Origin of the sequence: Haloarcula sp. Atlit-120R (genome assembly GCF_003665885.1) — an archaeon.
Classification (GTDB): domain Archaea; phylum Halobacteriota; class Halobacteria; order Halobacteriales; family Haloarculaceae; genus Haloarcula; species Haloarcula taiwanensis.
Map to the genome: position 1 here is coordinate 543,496 of NZ_QPLN01000002.1, position 25,181 is coordinate 568,676.

At 64.7% G+C, this 25,181-nt stretch carries 28 protein-coding genes and 1 tRNA gene; 15 read left to right on the forward strand and 14 right to left on the reverse strand.

What is annotated here, in order from left to right:
* Positions 1-134: 134 nt before the first annotated feature.
* From DVK01_RS10085 to DVK01_RS10130, 10 genes are all read left to right on the forward strand, one after another.
* Positions 135-1,874 carry a glutamate--tRNA ligase gene (locus DVK01_RS10085; RefSeq protein ID WP_121536539.1) on the forward strand — a complete coding sequence of 580 codons (1,740 nt, stop codon included), beginning with the start codon at positions 135-137 and terminating at the stop codon, positions 1,872-1,874.
* Between the two features lie 155 nt (positions 1,875-2,029).
* On the forward strand, positions 2,030-2,401 hold the full coding sequence (locus tag DVK01_RS10090; RefSeq protein ID WP_101349516.1) for an Hsp20/alpha crystallin family protein: 372 nt from the start codon (positions 2,030-2,032) through the stop codon (positions 2,399-2,401).
* A 53-nt stretch (positions 2,402-2,454) separates the two neighbouring features.
* Positions 2,455-4,686, forward strand: coding sequence for a CDC48 family AAA ATPase (locus DVK01_RS10095; protein ID WP_121511037.1), 2,232 nt, complete (start codon positions 2,455-2,457; stop codon positions 4,684-4,686).
* A gap of 37 nt (positions 4,687-4,723) precedes the next feature.
* Entirely contained in the window at positions 4,724-5,665 is a 942-nt protein-coding gene (locus DVK01_RS10100) for an alpha/beta hydrolase (RefSeq protein WP_121536541.1), read from the forward strand.
* 49 nt (positions 5,666-5,714) lie between these two features.
* On the forward strand, positions 5,715-6,044 hold the full coding sequence (locus tag DVK01_RS10105) for a ferredoxin family protein (RefSeq protein WP_101349519.1): 330 nt from the start codon (positions 5,715-5,717) through the stop codon (positions 6,042-6,044).
* A 190-nt stretch (positions 6,045-6,234) separates the two neighbouring features.
* A complete protein-coding gene (locus tag DVK01_RS10110; protein WP_101349520.1) occupies positions 6,235-7,089 on the forward strand; it encodes an electron transfer flavoprotein subunit beta in 855 nt (284 codons plus the stop codon).
* A 2-nt stretch (positions 7,090-7,091) separates the two neighbouring features.
* Positions 7,092-8,750, forward strand: a complete 1,659-nt coding sequence (locus DVK01_RS10115) for an electron transfer flavoprotein subunit alpha/FixB family protein (protein WP_121536543.1) — start codon at positions 7,092-7,094, stop codon at positions 8,748-8,750.
* Positions 8,743-10,404 (forward strand): FAD-dependent monooxygenase, encoded by a 1,662-nt coding sequence (locus DVK01_RS10120; protein ID WP_121536545.1) that lies wholly within the window; start codon positions 8,743-8,745, stop codon positions 10,402-10,404. Before DVK01_RS10115 ends, DVK01_RS10120 begins: the two co-directional genes overlap by 8 nt.
* Positions 10,405-10,409: 5 nt before the next feature.
* Complete coding sequence (locus tag DVK01_RS10125) at positions 10,410-10,769, forward strand: hypothetical protein (protein WP_101349523.1); 360 nt, start codon at positions 10,410-10,412, stop codon at positions 10,767-10,769.
* Positions 10,770-10,837: 68 nt separating this feature from the next.
* Entirely contained in the window at positions 10,838-11,569 is a 732-nt protein-coding gene (locus tag DVK01_RS10130) for a GNAT family N-acetyltransferase (protein ID WP_101349524.1), read from the forward strand.
* Here the strand turns inward: DVK01_RS10130 and DVK01_RS10135 are convergent.
* The 5 genes from DVK01_RS10135 to tmcA all read right to left on the reverse strand — a co-directional run bounded on the left by DVK01_RS10135 (position 11,566) and on the right by tmcA (position 17,232).
* Positions 11,566-12,540, reverse strand: a complete 975-nt coding sequence (locus DVK01_RS10135; protein ID WP_101349525.1) for an LLM class flavin-dependent oxidoreductase — start codon at positions 12,538-12,540, stop codon at positions 11,566-11,568. The two genes, DVK01_RS10130 and DVK01_RS10135, sit on opposite strands and share 4 nt — an antisense overlap.
* A gap of 74 nt (positions 12,541-12,614) precedes the next feature.
* Entirely contained in the window at positions 12,615-14,216 is a 1,602-nt protein-coding gene (locus tag DVK01_RS10140; protein ID WP_101349526.1) for a class I adenylate-forming enzyme family protein, read from the reverse strand.
* Positions 14,217-14,339: 123 nt separating this feature from the next.
* The gene (locus DVK01_RS22210; protein ID WP_199722322.1) at positions 14,340-14,504 is read right to left on the reverse strand and encodes a hypothetical protein; all 165 of its coding nucleotides are present in this window, start codon (positions 14,502-14,504) and stop codon (positions 14,340-14,342) included.
* Positions 14,501-14,998 (reverse strand): DUF456 domain-containing protein, encoded by a 498-nt coding sequence (locus DVK01_RS10145; protein WP_121536547.1) that lies wholly within the window; start codon positions 14,996-14,998, stop codon positions 14,501-14,503. The genes DVK01_RS22210 and DVK01_RS10145 overlap by 4 nt, the downstream gene beginning before the upstream one ends.
* A complete protein-coding gene (gene tmcA, locus DVK01_RS10150; RefSeq protein WP_121536549.1) occupies positions 14,995-17,232 on the reverse strand; it encodes a tRNA(Met) cytidine acetyltransferase TmcA in 2,238 nt (745 codons plus the stop codon). The genes DVK01_RS10145 and tmcA overlap by 4 nt, the downstream gene beginning before the upstream one ends.
* Before the next feature lie 452 nt (positions 17,233-17,684).
* Here tmcA and rpl7ae point away from each other — a divergent pair, with 452 nt between their 5' ends.
* The 5 genes from rpl7ae (at position 17,685) to DVK01_RS10180 (ending at position 19,420) form a co-directional block, all read left to right on the forward strand.
* Complete coding sequence (gene rpl7ae / locus DVK01_RS10160) at positions 17,685-18,047, forward strand: 50S ribosomal protein L7Ae (RefSeq protein ID WP_101349529.1); 363 nt, start codon at positions 17,685-17,687, stop codon at positions 18,045-18,047.
* Between the two features lie 11 nt (positions 18,048-18,058).
* A complete protein-coding gene (locus tag DVK01_RS10165; protein WP_004516764.1) occupies positions 18,059-18,286 on the forward strand; it encodes a 30S ribosomal protein S28e in 228 nt (75 codons plus the stop codon).
* A 2-nt stretch (positions 18,287-18,288) separates the two neighbouring features.
* A complete protein-coding gene (locus tag DVK01_RS10170; protein ID WP_121536551.1) occupies positions 18,289-18,633 on the forward strand; it encodes a 50S ribosomal protein L24e in 345 nt (114 codons plus the stop codon).
* Positions 18,633-19,097 carry a nucleoside-diphosphate kinase gene (gene ndk / locus DVK01_RS10175; protein ID WP_121536553.1) on the forward strand — a complete coding sequence of 155 codons (465 nt, stop codon included), beginning with the start codon at positions 18,633-18,635 and terminating at the stop codon, positions 19,095-19,097. Before DVK01_RS10170 ends, ndk begins: the two co-directional genes overlap by 1 nt.
* Positions 19,098-19,162: 65 nt before the next feature.
* Positions 19,163-19,420: a glutaredoxin family protein gene (locus DVK01_RS10180; protein ID WP_101349532.1), complete on the forward strand. Its 258-nt coding sequence runs from the start codon at positions 19,163-19,165 to the stop codon at positions 19,418-19,420.
* Here the strand turns inward: DVK01_RS10180 and DVK01_RS10185 are convergent.
* The 9 genes from DVK01_RS10185 to DVK01_RS10225 form a co-directional block, all read right to left on the reverse strand.
* The gene (locus tag DVK01_RS10185) at positions 19,393-20,106 is read right to left on the reverse strand and encodes a hypothetical protein (protein ID WP_121536555.1); all 714 of its coding nucleotides are present in this window, start codon (positions 20,104-20,106) and stop codon (positions 19,393-19,395) included. The two genes, DVK01_RS10180 and DVK01_RS10185, sit on opposite strands and share 28 nt — an antisense overlap.
* A gap of 48 nt (positions 20,107-20,154) precedes the next feature.
* Positions 20,155-20,559, reverse strand: a complete 405-nt coding sequence (gene msrB, locus DVK01_RS10190; protein WP_121536557.1) for a peptide-methionine (R)-S-oxide reductase MsrB — start codon at positions 20,557-20,559, stop codon at positions 20,155-20,157.
* A gap of 179 nt (positions 20,560-20,738) precedes the next feature.
* Positions 20,739-20,812: transfer RNA gene (locus tag DVK01_RS10195), tRNA-Thr, on the reverse strand.
* A gap of 32 nt (positions 20,813-20,844) precedes the next feature.
* A complete protein-coding gene (locus tag DVK01_RS10200) occupies positions 20,845-21,312 on the reverse strand; it encodes an N-acetyltransferase (protein WP_198560222.1) in 468 nt (155 codons plus the stop codon).
* Between the two features lie 86 nt (positions 21,313-21,398).
* Positions 21,399-21,974 carry a CBS domain-containing protein gene (locus DVK01_RS10205; RefSeq protein ID WP_101349534.1) on the reverse strand — a complete coding sequence of 192 codons (576 nt, stop codon included), beginning with the start codon at positions 21,972-21,974 and terminating at the stop codon, positions 21,399-21,401.
* Between the two features lie 67 nt (positions 21,975-22,041).
* Complete coding sequence (locus tag DVK01_RS10210; RefSeq protein ID WP_121511023.1) at positions 22,042-22,815, reverse strand: GTP cyclohydrolase III; 774 nt, start codon at positions 22,813-22,815, stop codon at positions 22,042-22,044.
* A 109-nt stretch (positions 22,816-22,924) separates the two neighbouring features.
* On the reverse strand, positions 22,925-23,263 hold the full coding sequence (locus DVK01_RS10215) for a hypothetical protein (protein ID WP_121536559.1): 339 nt from the start codon (positions 23,261-23,263) through the stop codon (positions 22,925-22,927).
* Positions 23,264-23,318: 55 nt separating this feature from the next.
* Complete coding sequence (locus DVK01_RS10220) at positions 23,319-23,618, reverse strand: DUF5785 family protein (RefSeq protein ID WP_004593490.1); 300 nt, start codon at positions 23,616-23,618, stop codon at positions 23,319-23,321.
* A gap of 45 nt (positions 23,619-23,663) precedes the next feature.
* Entirely contained in the window at positions 23,664-24,926 is a 1,263-nt protein-coding gene (locus DVK01_RS10225) for a PGF-pre-PGF domain-containing protein (protein WP_121536561.1), read from the reverse strand.
* Positions 24,927-25,181 lie beyond the last annotated feature (255 nt).

The window sequence follows — 25,181 nt, forward strand, 5'->3', positions numbered from 1 at the left end:
CGGGCCCGAACAGCGTGGGGGCTCCGCTTTTTCGCCCACGTTTTTCGAGGAGCGGTTCGCGCGGTCAGCGCGAACCCGACGCTGAAAAAGGTGGTCCGACGGCGTTTTGACCCTCCCAGTCGCAGGTCCCGGTAATGGACGACGAGCTGCGAGACCGAATCACGGAGGCGGCGGAGACGAACGCCCTCCTCAACGCGGTCAAACACGATAGCGAGGCACAGGTCGGCGCAATAATGGGCCCGCTCATGGGCGAGAACCCCGAGTTCCGCGAGTACGGCGACGAGATTCCGGGCGTCATCGCTCCGGTCGTCGAGCGGGTCAACGGCATGGACGCCGACGAGCGCCGCGAGCGACTGGCCGAACTCGCCCCCGCGAAGCTCGAAGAACTGGAAGCCGAAGACGAGGGTGAGGACCACCCGCTGCCGGACCTGCCCAACACAGAGGAGTACGACACCGTGCGGATGCGGGTCGCGCCCAACCCTAACGGCCCGTGGCACATCGGCCACGCGCGGATGGCCGCCGTCGTCGGGACGTACAAGAAGCGCTACGACGGGGAGTTCATCTGCCGCTTCGACGACACCGACCCCGAGACCAAGCGGCCGGATCTGGACGCCTACGACGCGATACTGGACGCAATCGACTATCTGGGCTTCGAGCCCGACGATGTGGTGAACGCCAGCGACCGCGTCGAGACGTACTACGAGCACGCTCGCGACCTCATCGAGTTGGGCGGGGCCTACACCTGCTCGTGTCCCCAGGGTGAGTTCTCCGACCTGAAAAACAGCGGCGAGGCCTGTCCTCACCGCGAGAAGGACGCCGAGACCACCCGCGAGGAGTTCGAGGCGATGGTCGACGGCGAGTACGAGAGCGGCGAGATGGTCCTGCGGGTCCGCACCGACATCACCCACAAGAACCCGGCGCTCCGGGATTTCGTGGCCTTCCGGATGATCGACACACCACATCCACGCGAGGCGGCCGAAGAGTACCGCTGCTGGCCGATGCTGGACTTCCAGAGCGGGCTGGACGACCATCTGCTCGGCGTGACCCACATCATCCGCGGCATCGACCTCCAGGACTCCGCGAAGCGCCAGCAGTTCGTCTACGACTACTTCGGCTGGGAGTACCCCGAGGTCATCCACTGGGGCCACGTCCAGGTCGATGCCTACGACGTGCCGCTGTCCACGTCGAGCATCGCTGAACTCATCGCGGACGGCGACCTCGCGGGCTGGGACGACCCCCGCGCGCCGACCGTCGCCAGCCTCGAACGCCGGGGCATCCGCGGCGAGGCCGTCGTCGACGCGATGATTCAACTGGGCACGTCCACCTCGAACGTCGACCTCGCGATGTCCTCCATCTACTCGAACAACCGCGACCTTGTCGACGACGCCTCGGACCGGGCGTTCTTCGTCCGGGACGACGAGGCTCACGGCGGCCTCGTTGAGCGCCAGGTCGTCGGCGGTCCCGAGGCCGGTGAACCGCCGCTCCACCCCGACTTCGAGGGGCGTGGCCGCCGCGAGATTCCGGTGACCAGTGGTGTTGCCGTCGAAGGCGACGACTTGCCGGGACACGGCGAACGGGTCTGGCTCAAGGGATACGGCTGCGTGCGCCACACTCGTGACGCCTTCGAGTACACCGGCGACGACATTGACGCGGTCCGCGAGGAGGGCGTCGACGTGATTCACTGGGCACCGGCCGACGGCCCACGCCTCCGCCTCCGGACAATGGACGGCGACGTGTCAGGTGTGGCGGAACCCGGCCTGCTCGATTACGACGCCGACGAGGTCGTCCAGTTCGAACGTATCGGGTTCGCCCGCCTCGACGAGGTCGCGGACGACCCGGACGCGGAGTCCGTCGCGTACTTCGCACATCCCTGACACGCGCGAGTCGCCGGTCCCGCTGGCCTGACTCCGGCCTCTGTACCGTAACGGTTCGCTTACGTTCTAGCTGTTGTGTGTTATCATTTATCAAAATTAGTAAGATTTTTTACGAACCACAACACTAGTGTCAAATGGATACGAGGTGATGGCCAATGGCCCTGCCAACGACCACACCGAGTTCCTGGATGCGCAGCTTTGACCTTCCGTCCCGCTTGTTCGAAACAGGTAGCGACGACTACGAACTGTACGAAGAGGACGACGAGTTCGTCCTCAACGTCGAACTCCCGGGTTTCGACGTCGGGGACATCGACGTCTCCTGGGACGACGGCATGCTGAACATCGCTGCCGAGCGCGAGGACGAACAGCGCGGCGAGCGTCGGACGTACCACCGACGCTTCCGGTTCCCGAAGCGCATCGACGACGAGGGTATCGCTGCGAACTACACGAACGGTATCCTCGAAGTGCGTCTGCCTGTCGAGGCAGGCGCGACGGCCCGCGGCAAGCAGATAGAGGTCGAAGGCTAACCGTCGGGCCACAGGCGTACCGCTCGATAACCGAGTTTTTTGTTCCACTACCGATGCAACTGACTGTCAAGCCACTCAAGAACAGAGAGCCGGGGAGTGGGATGGCAGTCATCGACCGGCAGGTCCTGGAGGACAGTTCGCTAAGCAGCGGTGACTTCGTCCGCATAGAGGGACGCACAAGCGACCGGTCGGCCATCGCCAGAGCATGGCCGAGTGACCGCAGCGACGCCGGCCGCGGGTACGTCCGTATTGACGGCCAGTTGCGGAACACGGCTGGCGTCAGCGTCGACGACCGCGTGACCGTCGAACCGACCACTGTCAGTGAGGCCGAGCGGGTCACCCTCACCCTGCCCGAGGGGCTCCGGATACAGGGCGACCTCGGTCCCCACGTCCGGGAGCAGCTGGCCGACCAGGCCGTGACTGTCGGCCAGACCATCGCGCTCCCGCTCGGATTCGGGTTGCTTTCCAGACAGTCTAACCGACGGGTGCCCGCCCAGGTCGTCGACACCACGCCGTCCGGGCCGGTCGTCGTGACCGGGTCGACCGCGGTCGACCTCGCGGACCAGCCCGCCGACACCGTCGACGTCGAACGCGCGGACTCGCCCGAACCGGAGATGCCCGGCGTCACCTACGAGGACGTCGGCGGTCTCGACGACGAGCTCGAACAGGTCCGGGAGATGATCGAATTGCCGATGCGCCACCCCGAACTGTTCCAGACGCTCGGTATCGAGCCGCCGAAGGGCGTCCTGCTGCACGGCCCGCCCGGCACCGGCAAGACGCTCATCGCCCGCGCTGTCGCCAACGAAATCGACGCACACTTCCAGACGATATCTGGGCCGGAGATCATGTCGAAGTACTACGGCGAGAGCGAGGAGCAGCTCCGCGAGGTCTTCGACGAGGCCGAGGAGAACGAACCGGCCATCGTCTTCATCGACGAACTCGACTCCATCGCGCCCAAACGCGAGGAGGTCAGCGGCGACGTCGAGCGCCGGGTCGTCGCCCAGTTGCTCAGCCTGATGGACGGCCTCAAAGAGCGGGGCCAGATTACCGTCATCGGGACGACCAACCGCGTCGACAGCGTGGACCCGGCACTGCGCCGCCCCGGCCGCTTCGACCGCGAAATCGAAATCGGCGTCCCTGACCGCGATGGCCGCAAGGAAATCCTACAGATTCACACCCGTGGGATGCCGCTGGCAGAGAGAATCGACCTCGACACCTACGCCGAGAACACCCACGGCTTCGTCGGGGCCGACATCGAGAACCTCGCCAGGGAGGGCGCGATGCACGCGCTGCGCCGGGTCCGTCCCGAACTGGATTTAGAAGAAGACCGCATCGACGCCTCGGTGCTCGACGCTATCGAAATCACCGACGATGACTTCCGTGCAGCGCTTCGCAGCATCGAGCCCTCGGCGATGCGCGAGGTGTTCGTCGAAGTGCCCGACGTGACGTGGGACGACGTCGGCGGCCTGGCCGAGGCCAAGGAGCGCCTGCGCGAGACCGTCCAGTGGCCCCTGGAACACGGCGACGCCTACGACCACGTCGGCCTCGAACCGGCGAAGGGAGTCCTTCTCTATGGCCCGCCCGGCACTGGGAAGACGCTGCTTGCCAAGGCCGTCGCCAACGAGGCCCAGTCCAACTTCATCTCCATCAAGGGGCCCGAACTGCTGAACAAGTACGTCGGCGAGAGCGAAAAGGGGATCCGTGACGTGTTCAGCAAGGCCCGCGAGAACGCCCCGACTGTGGTGTTCTTCGACGAGATTGACGCCATCGCGGCCGAGCGGACCGGCGGCGTCGGCGACTCCAACGTCGGCGAGCGCGTCGTCTCGCAACTCTTGACGGAACTCGACGGCCTCGAAGAACTGGAGGACGTGGTGGTCATCGCCACCACGAACCGCCCGGACCTCATCGACGACGCGCTCTTGCGCCCCGGGCGACTCGACCGCCACATCGCCGTGGAAGAACCCGACGAAGACGCGAGACGCGACATCTTCGCGGTCCACACCCGCGACAAGCCCCTGGCCGACGACGTAGACCTCGACGACCTGGCCGAGCGGACCGAGGGTTACGTCGGGGCCGACATCGAGGCCGTCTGTCGAGAGGCGGCGGCCGCGGCCGTCCGCGAGTACGTCGGGTCCGACGGCGAACTCGACGACGTCGCTCTGACGATGGCCCACTTCGAGGACGCCCTCGCGGAAGTCGGGGCCGGCGGGGCCGAGGCGTCGCTGGCCGCTGGCGGTGTCGACACAGCATTCAACCCCGACTCAGAGGGGGTCGAGAGCGAATAGCGTCGGGCTTAAGCCCGTGACGGCCCGACCGTTGCCCGTGACAGACCCCGCTCCCGAGTCGGTGACCGTCCAGCGCGACATCCCGTTCCAGGAGGTCGACGGCGAGACGCTGACGCTCGACCTGTACGACTCGCCGGCGGCCAGCGGCCCGAAGCCGGTCGCCGTGCTCGTCCGCGGCGGCGCGTTCGCGTTCGGCGACAAGGGCGAGTTCGCCCGGCACGCGCTCGACCTCGCGGCGGACGGCTTCCTCGTCGTCGAACCCCAGTACCGCCTCGCACCCGAGTGGACCTTCCCCGCGGCGCTGGTGGACGTGAAGGCCGCTATCGAGTGGGTTCGGGCGGAGGGCGAGAGCTACGCCGCTGACACCGACCGAATCGTCGGCGTCGGCCACTCTGCCGGCGCGAACCTCGTCGTCCTGGCCGCGCTGACGGCCGACGAGCCCGGGTTCGAACCCGAGCTGTACCCCGGCGCGTCCTCCCGCCTGTCGGCCGCCGTCGGCTACGCCGGCGTCTACGATTTCCGCGCGCTCGACGCCGAGATGGGGGAGGGACAGCGGTTCCACCGCCAGTACCTCGGCGGCGGGCCCGACGACGAGCCCGCGGCCTACGACCTGGCCTCGCCGGTCGCACAGGCCGACACCGACGCGCCCCCGACGCTGTTGCTCCACGGCACCGAGGACGAGACCGTCCCGCCGTCCCAGTCCGAACTGCTGGCCGACGCCCTCGGACCGATGACCGACGTGGCTCACGAGTCGGTGTCGGCGGACCACGGGTTCCCGTTCCACGGCGCTCACTACGACGACGTATACGAGCGGACCGTCGAGTTCCTCCGGGGAGCCGTCGCCGGGCCAGACGCCGCCGACGCGGTCGACGACACCGGAGTGCCTGGCGGCGACCTGCCGGACCCGACCGACCGCATCGGCGACCCCGGGCCGGCGGGCGGCAGGGGTCTGGATCGCTCCGACGGCCCCGGATTCTGACGGTCAGGTCGAAAAGTTAAGTAGCTTTCAAAAGTGAGATAAGATACCAATGGCCATAGACCCGGAGTTCGAGGAGAACCGCGACGTTGTCGAACAGCACGACGGACACGACGTCTGGGGACCGGTCGACGAACCCGAGGAACTGGGTATCCACGGGACACACGTCGCCGTCGATTTCGACATCTGCATCGCCGACGGCGCGTGTCTGGAAGACTGCCCCGTCGACGTGTTCGAGTGGGTCGACTCGCCGGATCACCCGGAGAGCGAAATCAAAGCCGACCCCGCTCACGAGGACCAGTGCATCGACTGTATGCTCTGTGTCGACGTGTGTCCGGTCGACGCTATCGACGTGGACCCGGGCCGCGCTGGTCGTATCTGAGTTCCCGAATCCGCCTGTTTTCACGGGTTTGCAGTAGCCATGTCATGAACATAAACGGCCCGTAGCTGTCAGTCCGCGGGTTCCTTTGGGTTGCTGGACTCTCTGCCCGCTGAGACCTGTCACCGAGAATTGTAAACATACATTTATTATATATTCTTGTGTGACATTCACTTACGAGGACCATACTGCCATGCACTCAGTCGTTATGACCAAAGGCGTCCCTGATTTCCGCGAGGGACAGGTATCGTTCGACGAAGACGGCCATCTCGAACGGGGCAAGACACCGACGGTGATGAACCCTAACGACAAGCACGCGTTACGGGCCGCGTTCCAGACGAAAGTCCGTAACGGCGGTCACGTCTCACTGATGAGCATGGGGCCGCCGGGGTACAAAGAGGTGTTGCAGGAAGGGATGGCAGACGTGTACGCTGACGACCTGTATCTCCTCTCGGACCGGGAGATGGGGGCGGCGGACACCTGGGCCACCGCGATGACAGTCGCTACCGGCCTGCAGAACCTCGACGAGCAGCCCGATCTGGTGTTTGCTGGATTCAAGACGGCCGACGGCGAAACGGGCCACACCGGCCCACAGACCTGCTGGTGTCTGGACTGGCCGATAATTACCCACGTTCTCTCGCTCGATATCGACGAGGATGGTGGCACCGTCCGGGCGAAGCGGCTGGTCGACGGCGACATCTCCGAAATCGAGACCGTCGAAGCGCCGATGCCGTGTTTCATCGTCGCCGACCCCGAGTTCGAACCGACCTACCGGCGGGCCAGCCACCGGCTGAAACACAAGGACCTCCGCGCCGAGACCAAAGAGCGCGCCGAGGAGTACGAGGACCATCTGACGGTCTGGGACCACGAGGACCTCAACCTCGACCCGGACTACATCGGCCTCGACGGCTCGCCCACCATCGTCGCCGGGGTCGACCCGATTCCGAAGGCCCCCTCGGAGCGGGAGGCCACGGTCATTGAGGCAGACGAACGCGAGGCACTGGGACCGGTGCTGGACGAACTCGCGCCGTACGCGGCGGGTGACTGACAATGGTCGAAATCGACCCCACAGAGTACGAAATTGCCGACCTCGGACCGAAAATAAAGGACGTCGACGACGCCGACGAACTGCGGGCGATGCTGGAACTGGAGGAAGGCGGCGAGGACCGTGTGCCGGTCAAGACACTCATCGAGGACCGCATCGAGAAGGTCGAAGACGAGGGCGACGGAGAGATAGACCCGGAGACCGTCGACCTCGGCACGCTGACCGTCGCCGACGTGGCGAACATGGTCCGGGACATCGACGACGCCGCGGTGCTCCGGGACCTCCTGGAGCGCGAGCAGGCCGGCGAGGACCGCAAGACGGCGAAGTCCCAGATAGAGAGCCGCATCGAGTCCGTCGAGGGAACCGACGAGGAAGAGACCGATGAGGCCGAGTACGTCCCGCCGGAGGAGAAGTACCCCGACCTCGACCACCCGACCAACGACAAGCAGTGGGTCGAGGGGACCGTCGGCGCAGAGTACCGCGACATGTGGGTCTACTGCGAGACGCAGGCCGACGACCTCGTGGACGTGTCAAAGGAGATGCTCGGGAAGGCCCGCGACCTGATGGACACCTACAACTCCGAGTACGATGCCGACGAGCGCGTCGTCGCGGTGCTCATCGGAGCCGACGCCAGCGACCACGTCGACGACGTCATCGCCTACGGGGCCGACCTCGTCCTCTATCACGAGGACGACCGCCTCGAACGCTTCCGCCACCAGCCCTACACCGAAATCTTCTGTGACATGGCCCGCGCGGGCGGCGACCTTGCCTCCGAGGGCCGCGAGGAAGTCGACTGGAAGGACTACCACGAACCGCGCTACACGGTCTTCCCGGCCACGAACAACGGCCGCGACCTCTCGGCGCTCGTCCAGGGCGAACTCGACTCCGGACTAGCGTCGGACTGCTCGGGGCTGTACATCGAGAACGCGATGATATCCAACCCCGCGAAGGTCGGCACGGCCGGCGACAAGAAGGAGTTCGAGCGCGTCCTGCACATGAAGCGCCCGGACTTCTCGGGCTTCGAGTACTCGACCATCCTCTGTATCGACAAGCCCAACCGGGATTTCCACCCGCAGGGGGCGTCCGTCATCCCGGGGAGCTTCGAGATTCCCGACCCCGATTACGAGCGCGACAGCGAGGTCGTCGACTACGAGATGGACCTCGAGGATGCGTGGTTTCAGGTCGAAGTCGAGGAGTACGACCGCCTCTCCGGCGGTGTCGACCTCACCGGCCACGACGTTATCGTCGCCGTCGGTCGGGGCATTGGCGACGACCCGACGCGGGGCATCGAGCAGGCGCTGGACCTCGTCGACGCCTTCGAGGACGCCGACCTTGGGCTGTCCCGCGGGGTCATCACCTCGTCGTACTCCTTCGACAGCCACGTCGAGCAGTACGTCACCGAGGAGCGCCAGATCGGCGAGTCCGGCCAGGCGGTCGAACCCGACGTGTACATCGCGGCGGGCATCTCCGGCGCGATTCAGCACAAGGTCGGCTGTGACGAGTCCGACACGATAATCGCCGTCAACACCGACCCGGACGCCGACATCCGCGACTTCTCGGACTACCTCATCGAGGGCGACCTGTTCGAGGTCCTGCCGCGCCTGACGGAGGCGGTCGAAGCCGGCGACCTCGGCGCGGTCGTAGGGGAGGTCAGCGATGACTGACGCCTACGAGGAGTACGAGGCGGTCGTCGTCGGCTGTGGCCCCGGCGGGGCCGCGGCGGCGGCGAACCTCGCTCGAAACGGCGTCGAGACGCTCGTCCTCGAACGCGGCGTCGACGCCGGGTCGAAGAACGTCTCCGGCGGCCTCATCTACGCCGAGGAGTCGGCCGCCTACACCATCGACGGGCTGTTCCCGGACTTCCGCGAGGCGGCGACCGAGCGGCCGGTCACCGAGAACTACATCCACAACGTTGCCGGCGAGAAGGTCAAGACCTTCGACATCGGCGACCTCCACCACCACGACACGGCGTGGGCCGACGCGGTGCTGCGCCGGAAGATGGATTCGTGGCTCGCCCAGCAGGTCCACGAGCGCACCCGCGAGACCGGCGGCGGCCTGCTGACCGAGGTCCACGTCACCGGCCTGCTGCGCGAGCGGGGGGAAATCGTCGGCGTGACGACGGAGGAACTCGACCCGATCAAGGCCGACCTCGTCGTAGCCGCCGACGGCGTCAACTCCGAACTCGCGCGGGACGCGGGCCTGATGGACTGGGAGGAACCGGAGGAGTGGTTCCAGGGCGTCAAGGCCGTCGTCGACGTGGAGCCGGATGTCATCAACGAGCGCTTCGACGTGGACCCGGACGACGGCGCGGCCCACCTGTTCTCGGGCGACCTCTTCGACGGCGTCCGGGGCGGCGGCTTCCTCTACACCAACGAGTCGTCCCTTTCCATCGGCACCGTGTTCCACCTCGACTCCATCGCGGCGGAGAAGGCCGAGCCCCACGAACTGCTCGACAGCCTGCTCACCCACCCGCTCATGGCCCAGTGGCTCGGCGACGAGTACGACGAGCGCGAGTACAGCGCCAAACTGGTCCCGGACTCGAAGAAGGCCGCCCATCCGTCGCCCTACAAGGACCGCCTCGTCCTGGTCGGCGACGCCGCCGGCCAGATGCAGGCTCAGGGCCCCATCATCAAGGGGATGAACCACGCGGTCACAGCGGGCGCGCTGGCCGCTGAAGCCTTCGCCGACGCGCGCTCGCGCAACGAACCCCACCGCGCCGGCGAACTGTACGAGAAGAAGCTGCACGACGAGGGCGTGATGGACAAGCTTCGGCCGACCCGCTACGAGGTGTTCGGACGGCTCGGCGAACTCGGGCCGGTCGACGACGTCGCGAACGGCGTCGCCGAGTCCGCCGTCGGTCGCTTCGGCGTCCGGGCCGCGTCGGGCCTGCTCGAACGGGCCTACGCCTCGCCGACGCTGGTGTCGATGATTCCGGACACCAAACTGCCCTACGTGACGCTGCCGACGGTCATCGCCGAGGAACTCGGCGAGCGAGTCGAGGACGAGAACACCGTCTCCCCGCCGGACCTGGCCGACCGCATCGGCGACCTGACCTACGACGTGGGCGACCCACACATCGAACTGGTAGACAAGTCATTCGAGGCGTCGGGGACCGCTGTCACGGCCTGCCCGGTCAGTGCCGCGGACTTCGGCGGGGGCTGTTACCGCGACGAGATGGTCCAGACCAACGGCAGCAAGGAACACCTCGTGAGCCTTGACACCCAGCCCTGCGTGGAGTGTGGGACCTGCGCGGTCGTCGCCGACACCGAGTGGGAACACCCCGCCGGGGGCAAGGGCGTCGAGTTCGAGCAGGGCTGAGAGCCGTGAGCCACCAGTATCACGACCGGATACGCGCGCTTGCCCGGCGCGCCGAGACGGCCCGCGAGTCGCTGGACCCGGACCCGCCGGACGACGAGCGCGCGATGGCCCTGCTCCGGGAGGGTTTCGGTCCCACCGTCGCGCTCTATTGTGAGGCCCGCACCGGCGGCACCTGGGTCCGGTTCACCGAGTCCGAGTTCGAGCGCCTGGAGGCGACGATGAACGACTGGCTGGACTGCTACGCCGCCTGCTACGGCGTGGAGTTAGCCGGTTCCTACGCCATCAGGGAGGCCGCGGAACTGCTCGTCGACACCCACAACGCCCGCGACGTGGCACAGGTGCTGACCGGCGTTCCGGAGCGGTAGCGACCGTTTACCGAGACGTACATTGTTTATGATAAAGGATTAAGTACTGTGTCGTGGTAGCAGATACCATGGAGTTGACAGAGCCACTGCAGTTCGACCACGAGGACCGACGGGATATCTACGAGTACGTCGAGTCACACGGATCGGTGGAACCGAGGGCTGCCCGGTCGGCGCTACAGATGGACCCACGACCGTTCGGCCATCACGTCGCGATACTCAAACGCGACGGCGTACTGGAGGAGATCGACGGCGAACTCCGCGTCGCCTACAACGACACCGTCGAGGAGGAGTTCGAGGCCGACGACATCGAGTTCACCATCCGCCAGGCGCGACAGGAGGATCTGACTGGCCTCGTCGGGGCCATCCGGGCCGCTATCGGCGGCGGCGAGTACGTCGACGCGGAGACCGTCGCCGACGTGGTGGACAGCGAGGGTGTGCTGCTCCGGCACAATGAACTGGAGTCGCGCATCTTCTTTGTCGCCTGCATCAACGACGACGTGGTCGGGTGGGTCCATCTCAAGCACCCGGAGGTCGAGAAGCTCAGTCACACGGCAGAGCTAACGCTGGGTGTGCTCGAACGGTATCGGGGCCACGGCATCGGCTCGCAGTTGCTCGCCCGCGGGACCGAGTGGGCGGCGTCGAACGGCTACGAGAAACTGTACAATTCTGTCCCATCGACGAACGGTGACGCAATCGATTTCCTCGAAGGCCACGGCTGGGACACTGAAGCCGTCCGCGAGGACCATTACAAGTTCGGCGACGAGTACGCCGACGAAGTGATGATGGAGATCGATCTCTAGCTCGGTCCCAGCGCGCGAATCGTCGTCCGAGCCAGTTCCCCGTCGACCTGCTGTGGCACAGTTAGCAGAAGGCGGTCGATGACATCTCTGTCCGCAATGCTATCTCGTTTCTCCCGCGCCTGTGCTGGCGTCCCTGCGATGCCGAGGTCAGTCGTCATTTCGTCGGTGACGAGTTCTGTTGCTTCGCCCCGGTCACCCGCCTGCCAGGCGTCGGCGATGCGTTCCGCCCGGTCCGGATACGTCTCTGCGACCGCCCGGCGGTAGCCCTCGCCGCTGCCGACGTAGTAGGCGATGTGCTGCCGGAGTTCCTCGCGCGCTCGCTCGGACTCCTCGTGGACCACTGCCGGCACGTACGGCGCGACCGTAATCTCGCTCGGGTCGCGGTCGGCATCGCGTGCGGTCCCGGCGATGTAGTCGAACGCCGACTCCAGTTCGGAGAACGGAATCATGTGCGGGAGCCAACCGTCGGCGAGTCTGGCGACGACCCGCCTGTTCGCTGGCCCGAGGGCAGCGTGGTACACCGGCACGTCACGGTCTAGCGGCGGCACGCCCCTGACCGAGACCACTTCGCCGTCGTATGTCACGCGCTCGTCGCTGGTCATGAGCCGTTTTACGATGTCGATGGTCTCATGGGCGCGACGGACGGGCCGCTCGAACTCCATGCTGTGCATGTTCTCAATGGACCGGGCTGTACTCGTTCCCAGACCCAGCACTGCCCGCCCGTCCGAGACCCTGTCGAGGGTCGTCGCTGTCATCGCCAGTACGGCCGGTGACCGCGAGAAGACGTTGAGTATCGCGCTGCCGATCTCGATGTCGTCGGTCCGGGTTGCGATGTCTGTGAGTTCGACGACGGAGCTAGCACCCCACAGTTCGTTCAGCCAGACCGAGTCGTAGCCGTGGTCTTCGGCTTCGACGGCCAGGTCGATTGTGCTGTGGTCCTCGACGCGTGGCACGACGACTCCCAGATGCATGGTGTGACCGACTGTTGGAACGCTAATAAAGAATCGTCTAATACTGTCCCGGCGCTCCACAGCCACCGCCGCGCTTACTCCTGGCCGATCATCCGCTCTTGTTCCTGCCAGTACTCCTCGCGGAGCTCGTATTTCTGGATTTTTCCGGTCGCCGTTTCGGGGAGCGAGTCCCGGAAGTCGATGCCTGAAGGGACCTTGTAGCTCGCGACGCGCTCTCTGAGGAACTCCAGAATATCCTGTTCGGTTGCATCGCTGTCGGCCGTCGGGACGACGATTGCCATCGGGGTCTCGCCCCAGTCCTCGCTCGGGGCCGGAATGACCGCGGCTTTCAGCACATCGGGGTGGTCGTACAGCTCGTCTTCCAGTTCTATCGAGGAGATGTTCTCGCCGCCGGAGATGATGATGTCTTTCCGGCGGTCCATGATCTGTATCATCCCGTCGTCGTCCCACGTCGCGAGGTCGCCGGTGTGGAAGTACCCCTCGACACGGTCGTTGAACGCCTCCTCGGTGATTTCGGGTTTGTTGAGATAGCGGTCCATCACCTGATTGCCCTGCACCACGATCTCGCCGATAGTCGCCCCGTCGCGTGGCACGTCGGTGCCGTCCTCGTCGACGACCCGGATGTCGGTACACAGCGTCTCCGAGCCTTGCTTCACCTTGAGTTCACGGCCCCGCTCGGCGATGCGCCGCGGGGAATTGCTGGTCGTGATGATAGGGGCTGTCTCGGTCAGGCCGTAAATGTGGATGATGCGCCAGCCGAACTCGTCTTCGACGCGCTCGATGGTCGCCGTTGCCGGGGCGCTGCCGGCCGTCGCGATTCGCACGTCGCGGTCGCCCTGTGTCACTACGTCGCCGTCGCTGGCCCGGTAGTGCTGGATGAGTTTGTTCAGCACCGTCGGCGCGCCGCACATGAACGACACGTCGTACTCACGGACCCGGCGGAAGGTGTCCGCGGCGTCGAAGGTACGCTGACAGACGTGGGTCCCGCCGGTCCCGGTGATGGCGTAGGTGTGGCCCCAGCCGTTGCAGTGGAACATCGGCAGCGTCCAGAGATACGTGTCGTCGTCGCGTATCTCCATGTGTTGGTTGAGCACCAGCGCGTGCCAGCTCTCGGTCCGATGGGTCCTGACCACGCCCTTCGGGTCCCCCGTCGTTCCGGACGTGTAGTTGATGCTGGCGTCGTCGTCCTCTGTCAGGTCTGGTCGGTCCGGTTCGGCTGTCGGTTGCCCGTCGAGAACATCGCTGTACCCCTCCCATTCCCCGTCGATACGGTCCGGCTTGTAGCCGATGAACGTCTCCGCTGGGATGTCGTCTCGTACCGGCTGGACTTTCTCCGCGAAATCGTAGTCGGCGATGACTGTTGCGGCTTCGCAGTCGTTCAGAATATACTCGATTTTCGCAGGGTCGAGCCGGTAGTTCAGCGGGACGAACACGGCACCGAGTTTGTTTGCTGCGTACAGCGTCTCGATGAAGTAGTGCGTGTTCGGGGCGAGGAGAGCGACGCGACTTCCCTTCGAGACACCGCGGTCCGACAGCGCGTGTGCCAACTGGTTGACCCGCTCGTTTACCTCCGCGTACGTGTACTCGGTGCCGTCATGTGCGACGATACCGGTCACGTCGTCATAGATGTCCGCTGCACGGTCGATGAAGTCGGTGGTGAGCATCTCGCGTTTCATGATAACACGCCTCACTTGCCGTATTCAAACCCAATTATTATTATATTTTCTTCGAGAACAGTTGACAGCCTGCGAATTAAATACCTTCGTGTGAACTAATACGGCTATCGGGAGAACAACAGTCTACGGCCACTCGTCCTCGTGGCCGTCCATCGGCGCTGGGACGACGCCGTCTTTTTGCGCCCAGACGCGGGCATGGTCCGGACACACCGCTCGGTTCGCGTCCCATGGGATGTGGAGTTCGACCGCGGCCTCGGTTTCGCAACCGTCCACCGCGCACTGTGTCATAGGAGCGCGACAGCGACCATGGTGACCAGTATCGATGCCGTCAGCAGGGCCTGCACAACGCTTGAGGCCAGCATCCCAGCGGTCGTCACGAGGGCAGCCTTCGCGCTCCCGCGAGCGTCCTCTTGCCGGTAGAACTCGACGACGAACACCGTGCCGGCGACGCCCAGCAGGATGCCGAGCGGGCCGGTAACAAAGAAGAGAACGAGTGCGACGACGCCAGCGAGGGCCGCTGTCCAGTTCGACGCCCCGCCGACGCGTGCAGCGACGGCCCCACCCGCGACATCGACAGCCCACGTCAGCAGCCCGACCAGCGTCAGCAGGGCCAGCAAGAGTGTGCCGGGGTCGGACATTCCGCTTGCAATCCAGTAGAGATAGACGCCGGCGAGCGAGACGAGCGCGCCGGGGACCTGGGGCGTGAGACTGCCGACGACGCCCCCGACCAGCAGGGCGAACGCGAGTACGAACAACAGCGTTTCGAGGCCAAGCAGGCTCATTGGTGTCTGTCGAGTTCCTCCTGTACCCAAAGGTCGCCGTACAGACTCGTCAACCTTTCGACTATTCCACCGAGTGTCCGCATGCACTCACGCTCAGAGACGAATCCCAGTTCCTCGGCGACTGTCGGCCACGGCTGTGCTTGCAACACCTTCTTGACCAGCAGGCGTTCCTCCCGCGGCGCGAGCGCGGTCGCGTCGGCGGGGGCCGACAGGTGCCGGCGGGCGAGTTCACGGAACGGCTTCGGATTCGTGTCGAGAACCGACGCGCCGCCGGGGACGCCGGCAACCAGTCGCCACTCCCACTCGGAGAGGGAGAGGGACGGCTCTCCGTGGGTCGCTCGAAGCACTGTTCGAACCACGTCAGGGTCGCAGTCGTCGAGCGGGTCCGACAGCACTGCGGCGATGCGGTCCTGAAACCACGCCCCGTGCCGCGCCGCGAGCGCCGCCCCGTCATCGGAACACGGGTCCACCATCACGACAGAGTACTCGCCGCTCGTCGCGTTCCGCGAGGTGGCGAGGTGTACCGTCTGATATCCGTTATCAGCCCAGAAGCGGACGAGTTCCGGCGTCGCGCCGTACCCGACGCCCAGCCAGTCCACGTGGTCGGCGAACTCCGCTCTGATTTCCGAAAGGAGGTGGGAGCCGAGCCCGCGGGACCGGACCGCGGCGTGGGTTGCGATGCGGAGGACCCGCTGGCCGACCGGGATTCCGGCGGCCTCGTCACGGAGCTGCGTCGACAGCACGTCCGGGAGCATATTTCCCCGCACCCGTCCACCCTCGTACATCGCAGCTCGCGTATCAGCCGAGAGCCCGCCCTCCTGTGCCAGCAACGCCACAGCAACGACGTGGCCCTCGTGGGTCAGCGCCCGGACAGCGAGATTGGGTGCGTCGAGCAGTCGGGCCAGGTCCGAGGGTTCCGTCCGGTAGTGCGCCAGCACGAGCAGGCCAAACACCTCTCGGAGCAGGTGTTCGTCGGCGAGCAGGTCTGCCGCCGAGAGCCGGCGGTACTCGACGGTCTCCGGCGTCGAACCGTCGATGAGCTGGTCGACCGGCGGGCGGGCATCCAGCAACAGCGCCCGGAACGCCCACACCTCCACGGGGTCGGCGTCGCCGTACCGAATCGGTGTCGTCATCGACACGTCGGTGACGGCGTGGTCGCTTTCTTCGAGCCGGTCGCGGAACCGGACAGAGAAGCCTCGGCCCGCCCCCTCGTAGCCGTGGACAGTCGTGGTGAAGGCGACTGCCGGGGCGTCGAGGAACTGTTCGAGCCGTCTGACCGGCAGGGCCGCAGCCTCATCCACGATGACCACGTCTGGGCCATCCGGAAGCAATGCAGCTTGCTCCGGCGGCGCATACCGCACACAGCCCGCCCCGGAAACGTCGAGCCGCTGGGGGTTCGACGCCCGGTCTCGCGCGAAGTTACTGCCGAGTACCTCCAGCAGGTGTGCCGCCCGCGTAAACACCTCGCCGGCGCTCCGGTACTGTGGTGCGGTCACCAGCACGTCCCGCCCTTCGACAGCGAGGGTTCCAGCGGCCAGCCCGGCAGCGCCTGACTTTCCCCGGCCCCGGTCAGCCTCGACCACGAGTGCCTCGCTGGCGGTTCGTAGCGACTCGAACGCCCGGACCGCGTCCCGCTGGTCGTCGGTGAGACACTGAGCGTAGGTCTCGGGGCGGAACTGCGCGTCGGCGGGCGGGGTCGGGCTCTGAACCGGACGGCTCGGTGGCGGGTCCGTCAGCCCGTCTTGCTCGACAGTGCCCGTGTCGGCGTCGACGATGGCGATACCCCGGTGTACCCGGAGCGTCTCGACAAACCGACGGCGGAAGTGACCGGTCACGTCCTCGACCTCGAACGGCGGGACTGCGAGCGAGGCGTCGAACCCGTCGCGACCCTCCGGCCACGTCTCCAAGGGCGGCGCGAGGAGGACGTAGAGGCCGCCGCCGTCGACGGCACCGACGGTCCGCCCGAGCGCGTCGGGTCGCAGTTCCTCGTGTGCATCGAGGACGACAGCTGTCCGAGTCCGGCCCAGAAGCTCCTCGGCGCGGGACTGTTCGTGCTGCTCACACGCGAGGAACGGCTCCGGACCGACTACTGTCGTCTCCGCGCCGGGAACGTCCGCCGCGTCGAGCGCTGCTCTCGCTCGCTCCCGCGTGCTTTCAGGGTCGCCCGCCAGAACGAGGAGCCGCCGCTCGTTTGCGCGGCGGGCCTCCGCTCGGAGCGACCGCGCGATGTCCATACCGGTGGTGGACGGTGCGCCGACATGGGCCTGACGGTCACAGCGCTCCCCAAGTGCGCTTTTCACTGGACCGGACACAGTCGCCGGTGTGTCTCCCCGCCAGACCCCGCTCTGCTCCGAGCGGGTATCGATTATCCAGTCGTCCAGACAGCGATTGGGCGCGTCTCGACGACGGCCCTGACCGCAGCAGTCGCAGACGTGCGGGCCGTGCTGGCCGACGCGTCGGCGGCCGCAGAACAGGCAGACCCCCGACAGCACCTGTGTGGCGGGCTGGCACGCGATTTCGGCTTCGAAAGCGCTTTTAGGGCCGGTAGCACAGAATGGGGTACAGCCTGCGCCGAGTTGATGATGCTCCCAGCCTTTTCAGGATACACACCACCACGGTGTGACGGGCCTCGCGGCCCGGACACGGCGGGGGAGCCTGAGCTCGCGCGCAGGAGGTGAACATACAAATGCCAGTATACGTAGATTTCGACGTTCCCGCGGACCTCGAAGACGACGCCCTCGAGGCGCTCGAGGTCGCCCGGGACACAGGCTCGGTAAAGAAGGGTACAAACGAGACGACCAAAGCTATCGAGCGCGGCTCCGCCGAGCTCGTCTTTGTCGCTGAAGATGTCCAGCCCGAGGAGATCGTCATGCACATCCCGGAGCTCGCCGACGAGAAGGGCGTCCCCTTCATCTTCGTCGAGCAGCAGGACGACCTCGGTCACGCCGCCGGGCTCGAAGTCGGCTCGGCCGCCGCAGCCGTCACCGACGCCGGTGAGGCTGACGCCGATGTCGAGGACATCGCCGACAAGGTCGAGGAGCTTCGGTGAGGTGACCTCGGATGAGCGCTGAGGAATCCGAAAGCAGCGGTTCCACGCCCGCCGAGGTCATCGAAGTCGTGGGCCGGACGGGGATGCACGGCGAGGCCATGCAGGTCAAGTGCCGCATCCGCGAAGGCGAGAACCAGGGGCGCATCATCACGCGCAACGTTCTCGGCCCGGTCCGCGAAGGTGACGTGCTCCAGCTCCGCGAGACGGCCCGCGAGGCCGACACCATCGGAGGGCAGTAACCATGCCCCGGACACGCGAATGTGACTACTGCGGCGCCGACATCGAGCCCGGCACGGGCACGATGTTCGTCCACAAGGACGGCGCGACGACGCACTTCTGTTCCTCGAAGTGTGAGAACAACGCCGACCTGGGCCGCGAGGCCCGCAACCTCGAATGGACCGACACCGCCCGCGGCGATGCCGGTGAGGACGAAGCCGAAGCCGAAGAAGTCGAAGCTGACGCCGACGAGGCAGAAGCTGAGGCCGAGGCGGCTGCGGACGAGGCTGACGAAGACGCCGCTGCCGACGAGGCCGACGCGGAGGCTGAGGACGAGGCTGACGAAGAAGCTGAGGAGGCTGAGGCCTGATGTCCGAGCACGAACGCACCTTCGTGATGGTCAAGCCTGACGGCGTCCAGCGTGGTCTCATCGGGGACATCGTCTCCCGCTTCGAGGACCGCGGCCTGAAGATGGTCGGCGGCAAGTTCATGCAGATAGACCAGGACCTCGCCGAGGAACACTACGGCGAGCACGAGGACAAGCCGTTCTTCGACAGTCTCGTGGACTTCATCACGTCCGGCCCCGTGTTCGCGATGGTCTGGGAAGGCCAGGACGCGACCCGGCAGGTCCGAAACATGATGGGCGAGACTGACCCAGCCGAGTCCGCGCCCGGTACCATCCGCGGCGACTACGGGCTCGACCTCGGTCGGAACGTCATCCACGGCTCCGACCACGAGGACGAGGGCGCAAACGAGCGAGAAATCGAGCTGTTCTTCGACGAGGACGAACTCGTCGACTGGGACCAGATCGACGCGTCCTGGCTGTACGAGTAACGCCAGGTCGACTGCCGCGTTTTTTCGAGCACAACCACCTTGAGGACAGCGTCCGTAACGCCAGTATGAGCCTGACGCTCTACCAACTCGACGGCTGTCCGTACTGTGAGACGGTCGCGGACCGACTGGACGAACTCGGTATCGATTACGACAGTGTCTGGGTCGAGGCGCTGCACTCGAAGCGCGACGAGGTAAAACGGGTCTCCGGCCAGCGCGGCGTCCCGGTGCTGGTCGACGACGACCGTGGTGTCACAATGGCCGAATCCGGGCGCATCCTCGAATTTATCGACACGACCTACGCGCCAGAGGTCCAGTCGGCGTAGAGATACCGAGCGGCCGCGCCGAGACTCGCAAATACGAGCGGGAAGAAAAACAGCAGGATGAGGAGCCACAGCACTGCCGGTGCGGCCTGTCCCTCGGCCCCGCTGTCGAACATGACCGTCCGGACGAACACGAAGCTCCCCGCGAACCCCGTTGCGACATAACCGAAGCCGATGCTGGTACCGACGAGCGCCGCCTCTTCGAGCATGCTGTCCGACCGGGTATCGCCGCGATAGCGTTCGAACAGCGCGCCGACGACGAGCAAGGCGACAATCGGAATCAAGAAATAGACGAGCGGCGGGACGCTCGCACCCTGTGCGCCGTACAAGACGTTCCGGGCGGCCGAGCCGTACACCTCTGCGTCCGACGCCGTCACCAGCGTCGGCACGTGGTGGGCGTTGTACAGCACGAACCCGTACTGGATTAGCCGGTCCGACAGCTCCGGGAAGTCGACCGACGACGGGCCGACGAGAAAGAGCAGTGCGACGAGCAAATACTCGACAGCGAGCGTCCCGATTGCGACACCGGCCGCGCGGAGCCACGGAAACGTCCGGAGGCTCTCAGCTAGCAAGTGGCTCTCCGGCTGTGGCTGTTCGGCGGTGGCAGTCGGCGGCTCGTCGACTAGCGACTCGTCGACCGGTGGTCCGGCCCCCTCGTCGCCGGCCTCGTCGGTCCCGTGTTCAGTCACGTCTAGCCGTATCAACTTCAATGACGGAAAAAAGGGTTCCGGTGGTCGCTACTCCGACTCGAAGTCAAGCGCCGCACCGTTGATACAGTACCGCTTCCCGGTCGGCTCCGGTCCGTCATCAAACACGTGACCCAGATGACCGCCACACTCGGCACAAACGACTTCTGTTCGCTGCATCCCGTGGCTGTTGTCCGCCCGTGTCTCGACGTTGCCTTCCTGATACACGTCCCAGAAGCTCGGCCAGCCGGTCTCTGATTCGAATTTTCGGTCGCTATCGAACAGTTCCGTCCCACAGCCGGCACAGGTGAACACACCCTCGCCTTCTACGTCGATGAGGTCACTGCTAAACCGCGGCTCCGTTCCGGACTCGCGGAGGATTCGGTACTCCTCGTCAGAGAGTATTTCGCGCCACTCCTCGTCGCTGCCCGGCAGTTCTTCTTCGGATTCACTCATACCCTACCGTACGCCCTCCAGCGGTAAAAACGTAGACCCATCTGGCAGTCTCACCCACGCTGGGGGTCCAGCGATGCGACATATCTGGGCCGTCAGTGAAGGCGCACAGTGGTTGCCAGTGTGGCAGTCACAACTTCTCGTCGCGGGGTTCCGTGTCCGGTTCCGGACCGAACTGGCGAAGCCAGGGGTGGGATTTGAACCCACGAACTCTCGATTACAAGTCGAGTGCTTGGACCACCCAAGCTCCCCTGGCGCGGTTGCATACCAGCGTTGTGTGGGGACCATTTAGAGAGTATCGTTTTCGGTCGGCTTTTCGAGCTCGATTCGATGTGGTGTGTAGCCGTGTGCGCGATATAACTGTCGGGCGGACTCGTTGTCCGCCATTGCTTCCAGCGCGAGGATGTCCGCACCAGCCTGGCGGAGTAGTTCTTCCGCCGTATCGAGCAGTTCGCTGCCGATCCCCCGGTTTCTGTGGACCGGTTCGACGAAGATGTTCTCGATGATGCCCCGTGTCTTATCTTGTTCGTACCGGCCGCTGTCGATAGTCACCATGACGAACCCGACGACGTGTCGGTCTATACGGGCGATACAGACGTTTTCGGCGACGATTCGCTGTACGACAGTCTCCCGGACCGCGGTCCGGTTCCGGTCCCCGAACAGATGTGACCCGTGTGCACGCTGGCTCTCCGCCAGTCGGACCCACAGGTCGACGATGGTGTCCACGTCATCCATCGAGGCGGTGGCAATCTCCACGGTAGTACTCCGTGGCGTACGGTCAAAACAGTTCGGCCACGCCGCCGTCTCTGTCTGCTGTGAGCGCAGAGGCCCGCCAGCGCGGCTCAGACATCACGACAGTCCGAACAGAGGAGTTGCCCGTTGAACGACGCTAGATCCCGTGTAAACGTGCTGCAGGCAGAACAGATACCCTGATTATCGAACGAATCCTCGGCGGCGGACTGCATCCCATCGGTGGTGGCTTCTTGACCGGTCGTTGCAACCGGCGAGGGCTGCTCGACAACGCTCGTCGACTCGCTCTCTAGTCTCGCGGTCGAGAGGATGTCATGCTCAGTCAGCGTTCCGAGCGGTTCACTGTCCGCCGTGACCAAGAGGAACTCGGCGGACCGCGTCGCCATTCGGTCGCGGGCCTCCGGAAGCCCGGCGTCAGGGTCAATCGTTGGAATGGACTCGCGCATCACGTCGCCGACTGTGGCGGTGTCCGGGTCGCCCCCATCGACGATGTATGCCAGCACGTCCCTGTCCGTCGCGACGCCGACCGGTTCGTTCCCCCGCAATACGAGAATCGGGTGCTGGTCCTCACGGATCAGCAACTCCGTCGTTTCGAGGAGGTCGTCGGACTCGCTCGCACCGACGTACTCTCGGTTCATAACCTCCCGCACAGTGACCTCACCGTTCATGTGTGTGGTTACCACACGACCGGTCTAAAAGATACCTCCACTACGTTTATATCGCGTGACTCACAAATTACTCAGTTGTTTCGGTTTCGATGGTGACGGCCTCGCCGGTCGCTCGACAGGTCTCTAACGCGTGCTTGGCGTCCATCCCGGCCGTAGCTGCCGTCCGTCCGCGTCCGACGCCGACTTTCAGCTCCACATCGACGGCGTCGCGGACGTGGTTGATTGCATCGTGGTAGTCCGCCTCGTCCAAGTCCGGGCAGACTGCGATGACGTTATCACCGCCGACGAAAAACGATAGCGAGTCGTGGGCCTCACGCATATACTTCATGAGTGCCGCGTACCCCTGCTCTATCTGGATGAAGGTGTCGAACTCATTGAGCTGGTCTGTGTACTTCTCGGTGGCGTCGTCGACATCGAAATGCGCGAGTTGTACGTCTGTGGGCTTCCGGAACTCATCGTCGATCGTCTGGCCGCGTAGCACTTCTCGCCGCCCCTTGTCCTGCGCACTCCCGGCCTCCTGAAGTTGTTCCGTTGCCGTCCCCAGCGCCGAGACGGGTGTCGTTCCCGTCGCGACAGAGAGGCTCATCGTCACCGGGTAGCGGTTACCGACAGACTCCTGAATGAGTGCGTGTGCCGCCTCGTCCAGTCCGTTCGTCACGGCAATCATGTTGTCGAACCGCGAGAAGAAGATGTAGCCGTCGCGGTTCCCGAACAGTTGTGCGAGGTCAGCGTACAGCCGAGATTGGAGTGTTTGAAGATCGACTTCACGGCGGGGTTCCGGCGTCACGGTCCACGGGCCGTAATTGTCTATCTGTATATGGGTTATCTGGGTGTTAGTCACTGTCCATCGACAGTTTGGAAGCAACGGGTATTGCTCTATCGAAATGCACTGGCAGCGGGGACTGTGACCCGGTCCGATCGGTGTCGGAGTCCGGACGCGCGACCCAGTATCAACAGTAGTCAGTCGGTACTACGTCGCGTTGCTGTATCTCGACAGTCCCGACCATTGAGTTGTACGCAACGATGTCTGTCGCCGTCAGCTTTGGAAGGTGCTCGGTGAACAGTTCCTCGGTGAGTTCGGCTTTTGCAGTGTCCGGGACTGCTGCCGGCTCGATGTCACGCTCGGCCGCCAGAACCGACGCGGCGAGGTCCGACACGACGACCGACTCATCGCGGTCGGCCAGTATCGACAGCGCGCGACGGCGAGTGTCGTTCGACAACAGGTCAGCAATAACGTCTTCGGGAAGCCCCTGTCCGGTACGGCCACCGTTTGAAGATGTCGTCGCCATACGCGATGCTACACCGGCCACCCACAAGTATGTGTCGTGCCCACACACTACACAGTCAGGCCTGTTCGAGTCTGTACGGCCACCAGTCCGCCTCGCGCAGCGCGCGCCCGAGCGATTTATGAAAGTCCGGGAAGTCCTCGAACTCCTCTTGGTCGACATATTCGAAGATGTCCGCCACGCTAACGACGGTCTCGTAGTCGATCCGAACCGGGTGGTCGCCGTACTGTTCGACGTATTCCTCGGCGGTCAGTGGGAAGTCCTCGTCCTCATCGACTTTCTTCGCCAGCACAGCGTGACCGTACTTGCGCCGGCCCTCGCTTCCTTCCTCACCGTCCGGATCGTGTGGCCAATCCATACGCGGTTCTCTGGACACTGGCATAAAAAGGGTTTCTCTCCCCGTCTACAGTTCGAAGCCGCTGTCGTTCCGGCTGCCGCTCCGTCGGAGAATCGCGATGACGACGCCGAACAGGAGTAACGCACCGAGCAGCCCGCCGATGATCAGCATCGTACTGATACCCATGACTGTCGCCGGGAGCGGCCCGAGTCCGTCGCCACTACCGACTGCGGGTTCAGTCTGGACTGCTGGCTCCGTGCCTGTCGGTTCCGCCTCTGGTTCGGCACCGCCGTTTCCGTCGGTCTGGACCTCACTCTCAGTCACCCGAATGTCGCCGGCGTTGACATCGTTGAACTTGATCTGGAACTGTCCCGGTGTCGTCACGACCGTCGACAGCGTGACTGTCCGCTCGCCGTCTGCTGGCACAGTTACCGATGTCCGATTGACGACGTCACCGTCCACCTGCATCCGTGCGTCGTAGGTTCCTTCGATACCGCCGCTGTTGGAGACCGTTGCTTCAACGACGACCTGCTGCCCCTCAGAAACTTGCTCGCTGACAACCGCGGTTCGCGTGATGCTGAATGCAGGCTCGATCTTCCCAATCGCGTAGGCCGATGCCCCCGCCGTGTCCGCCTCGTAGACGACTTGCTCGGTTCGCTCCTCGACAACGCTCGTTTCGGCGGCTCGCCATGACCCGTTCACACGGTGATACACGCGGACCGCCGAAGCGTCGATGCCAGCCGACTGGAGATTCGAGCGGTTCAACACGAACTGCATTGACGACGGCTGGACCCCCGCCGACGATCCGACGGTAACCACGCCGAACACTGATGCGTCGTCACCGGATGGCACTGGGATGTTTGCCGAGCTGGGATCGGTGTACTCCGTCACGTCCTGCGTGAAAGCCTCTTGTGACGCGTTGACCGTCCAAGACTGAAGCGTGAATGAGCGATTCGCTGGCCCCGAGACGTTCATCACGTATGGTTCGTTCGTCGGGACCATCCCACCGCGTATTTTGAGTTGCCGTGTAGCCGGGTCCATCCGAGTTGGCTCCACAATTGCGGGCTTGACTTTGACTCGTCCGGCGGACTTCCCCGGGCTCTGGACCTTAATCCTGTACGTTCCAGGACTATCCAACTTCAATGCCTGTGTTCGCTCAACTGAAGAACCGGCGTCGACGACGACTCGCTCAGTCACTCTAGTTGTACCGTTTACTACATACTCAATGTTCATTGCACCGCCCGAGCTGCCGGTGTTTTGGACTGTCGCGGTGACGTTCACCGAGTCACCGGCAAGTATCGTATTTGTACCTTTTGACGCCCCGGACACAAATAGACTCGGTTCAGCAACAGCGGGCCCTGCCGCCGACACTGCGAGAAGGAGAGCGATGATACACACCGTCAAGAGGCCCGAAAAGTGCCGTCTTGTGGACCTATCCTCACGTACCATTATACGGATATAATCCGGACCATCGACATAAAACCGCCCGATTGCCTCGGTTCAGTAAACTGTCCTTACGACTCAGAAAGATGCGAATTCTGTGGTTCCCCGTTGCGGTGTTGTTGCTCGCGCCGTCTGTTGATT

What these genes read in the sequence shown, in the direction of transcription:
- DVK01_RS10085 (WP_121536539.1), top strand. Translation starts at nt 135, where the DNA reads ATGGACGACGAGCTGCGAGACCGAATCACGGAGGCGGCGGAGACGAAC.
- DVK01_RS10090 (WP_101349516.1), top strand. Translation starts at nt 2,030, where the DNA reads ATGGCCCTGCCAACGACCACACCGAGTTCCTGGATGCGCAGCTTTGAC.
- DVK01_RS10095 (WP_121511037.1), top strand. Translation starts at nt 2,455, where the DNA reads ATGCAACTGACTGTCAAGCCACTCAAGAACAGAGAGCCGGGGAGTGGG.
- DVK01_RS10105 (WP_101349519.1), top strand. Translation starts at nt 5,715, where the DNA reads ATGGCCATAGACCCGGAGTTCGAGGAGAACCGCGACGTTGTCGAACAG.
- DVK01_RS10110 (WP_101349520.1), top strand. Translation starts at nt 6,235, where the DNA reads ATGCACTCAGTCGTTATGACCAAAGGCGTCCCTGATTTCCGCGAGGGA.
- DVK01_RS10115 (WP_121536543.1), top strand. Translation starts at nt 7,092, where the DNA reads ATGGTCGAAATCGACCCCACAGAGTACGAAATTGCCGACCTCGGACCG.
- DVK01_RS10120 (WP_121536545.1), top strand. Translation starts at nt 8,743, where the DNA reads ATGACTGACGCCTACGAGGAGTACGAGGCGGTCGTCGTCGGCTGTGGC.
- DVK01_RS10130 (WP_101349524.1), top strand. Translation starts at nt 10,838, where the DNA reads ATGGAGTTGACAGAGCCACTGCAGTTCGACCACGAGGACCGACGGGAT.
- DVK01_RS10135 (WP_101349525.1), bottom strand. Translation starts at nt 12,540, where the DNA reads ATGCATCTGGGAGTCGTCGTGCCACGCGTCGAGGACCACAGCACAATC.
- DVK01_RS10140 (WP_101349526.1), bottom strand. Translation starts at nt 14,216, where the DNA reads ATGAAACGCGAGATGCTCACCACCGACTTCATCGACCGTGCAGCGGAC.
- DVK01_RS22210 (WP_199722322.1), bottom strand. Translation starts at nt 14,504, where the DNA reads ATGACACAGTGCGCGGTGGACGGTTGCGAAACCGAGGCCGCGGTCGAA.
- DVK01_RS10145 (WP_121536547.1), bottom strand. Translation starts at nt 14,998, where the DNA reads ATGAGCCTGCTTGGCCTCGAAACGCTGTTGTTCGTACTCGCGTTCGCC.
- tmcA (WP_121536549.1), bottom strand. Translation starts at nt 17,232, where the DNA reads ATGGACATCGCGCGGTCGCTCCGAGCGGAGGCCCGCCGCGCAAACGAG.
- rpl7ae (WP_101349529.1), top strand. Translation starts at nt 17,685, where the DNA reads ATGCCAGTATACGTAGATTTCGACGTTCCCGCGGACCTCGAAGACGAC.
- DVK01_RS10165 (WP_004516764.1), top strand. Translation starts at nt 18,059, where the DNA reads ATGAGCGCTGAGGAATCCGAAAGCAGCGGTTCCACGCCCGCCGAGGTC.
- DVK01_RS10170 (WP_121536551.1), top strand. Translation starts at nt 18,289, where the DNA reads ATGCCCCGGACACGCGAATGTGACTACTGCGGCGCCGACATCGAGCCC.
- ndk (WP_121536553.1), top strand. Translation starts at nt 18,633, where the DNA reads ATGTCCGAGCACGAACGCACCTTCGTGATGGTCAAGCCTGACGGCGTC.
- DVK01_RS10180 (WP_101349532.1), top strand. Translation starts at nt 19,163, where the DNA reads ATGAGCCTGACGCTCTACCAACTCGACGGCTGTCCGTACTGTGAGACG.
- msrB (WP_121536557.1), bottom strand. Translation starts at nt 20,559, where the DNA reads ATGAGTGAATCCGAAGAAGAACTGCCGGGCAGCGACGAGGAGTGGCGC.
- DVK01_RS10205 (WP_101349534.1), bottom strand. Translation starts at nt 21,974, where the DNA reads ATGAACGGTGAGGTCACTGTGCGGGAGGTTATGAACCGAGAGTACGTC.
- DVK01_RS10215 (WP_121536559.1), bottom strand. Translation starts at nt 23,263, where the DNA reads ATGGCGACGACATCTTCAAACGGTGGCCGTACCGGACAGGGGCTTCCC.
- DVK01_RS10220 (WP_004593490.1), bottom strand. Translation starts at nt 23,618, where the DNA reads ATGGATTGGCCACACGATCCGGACGGTGAGGAAGGAAGCGAGGGCCGG.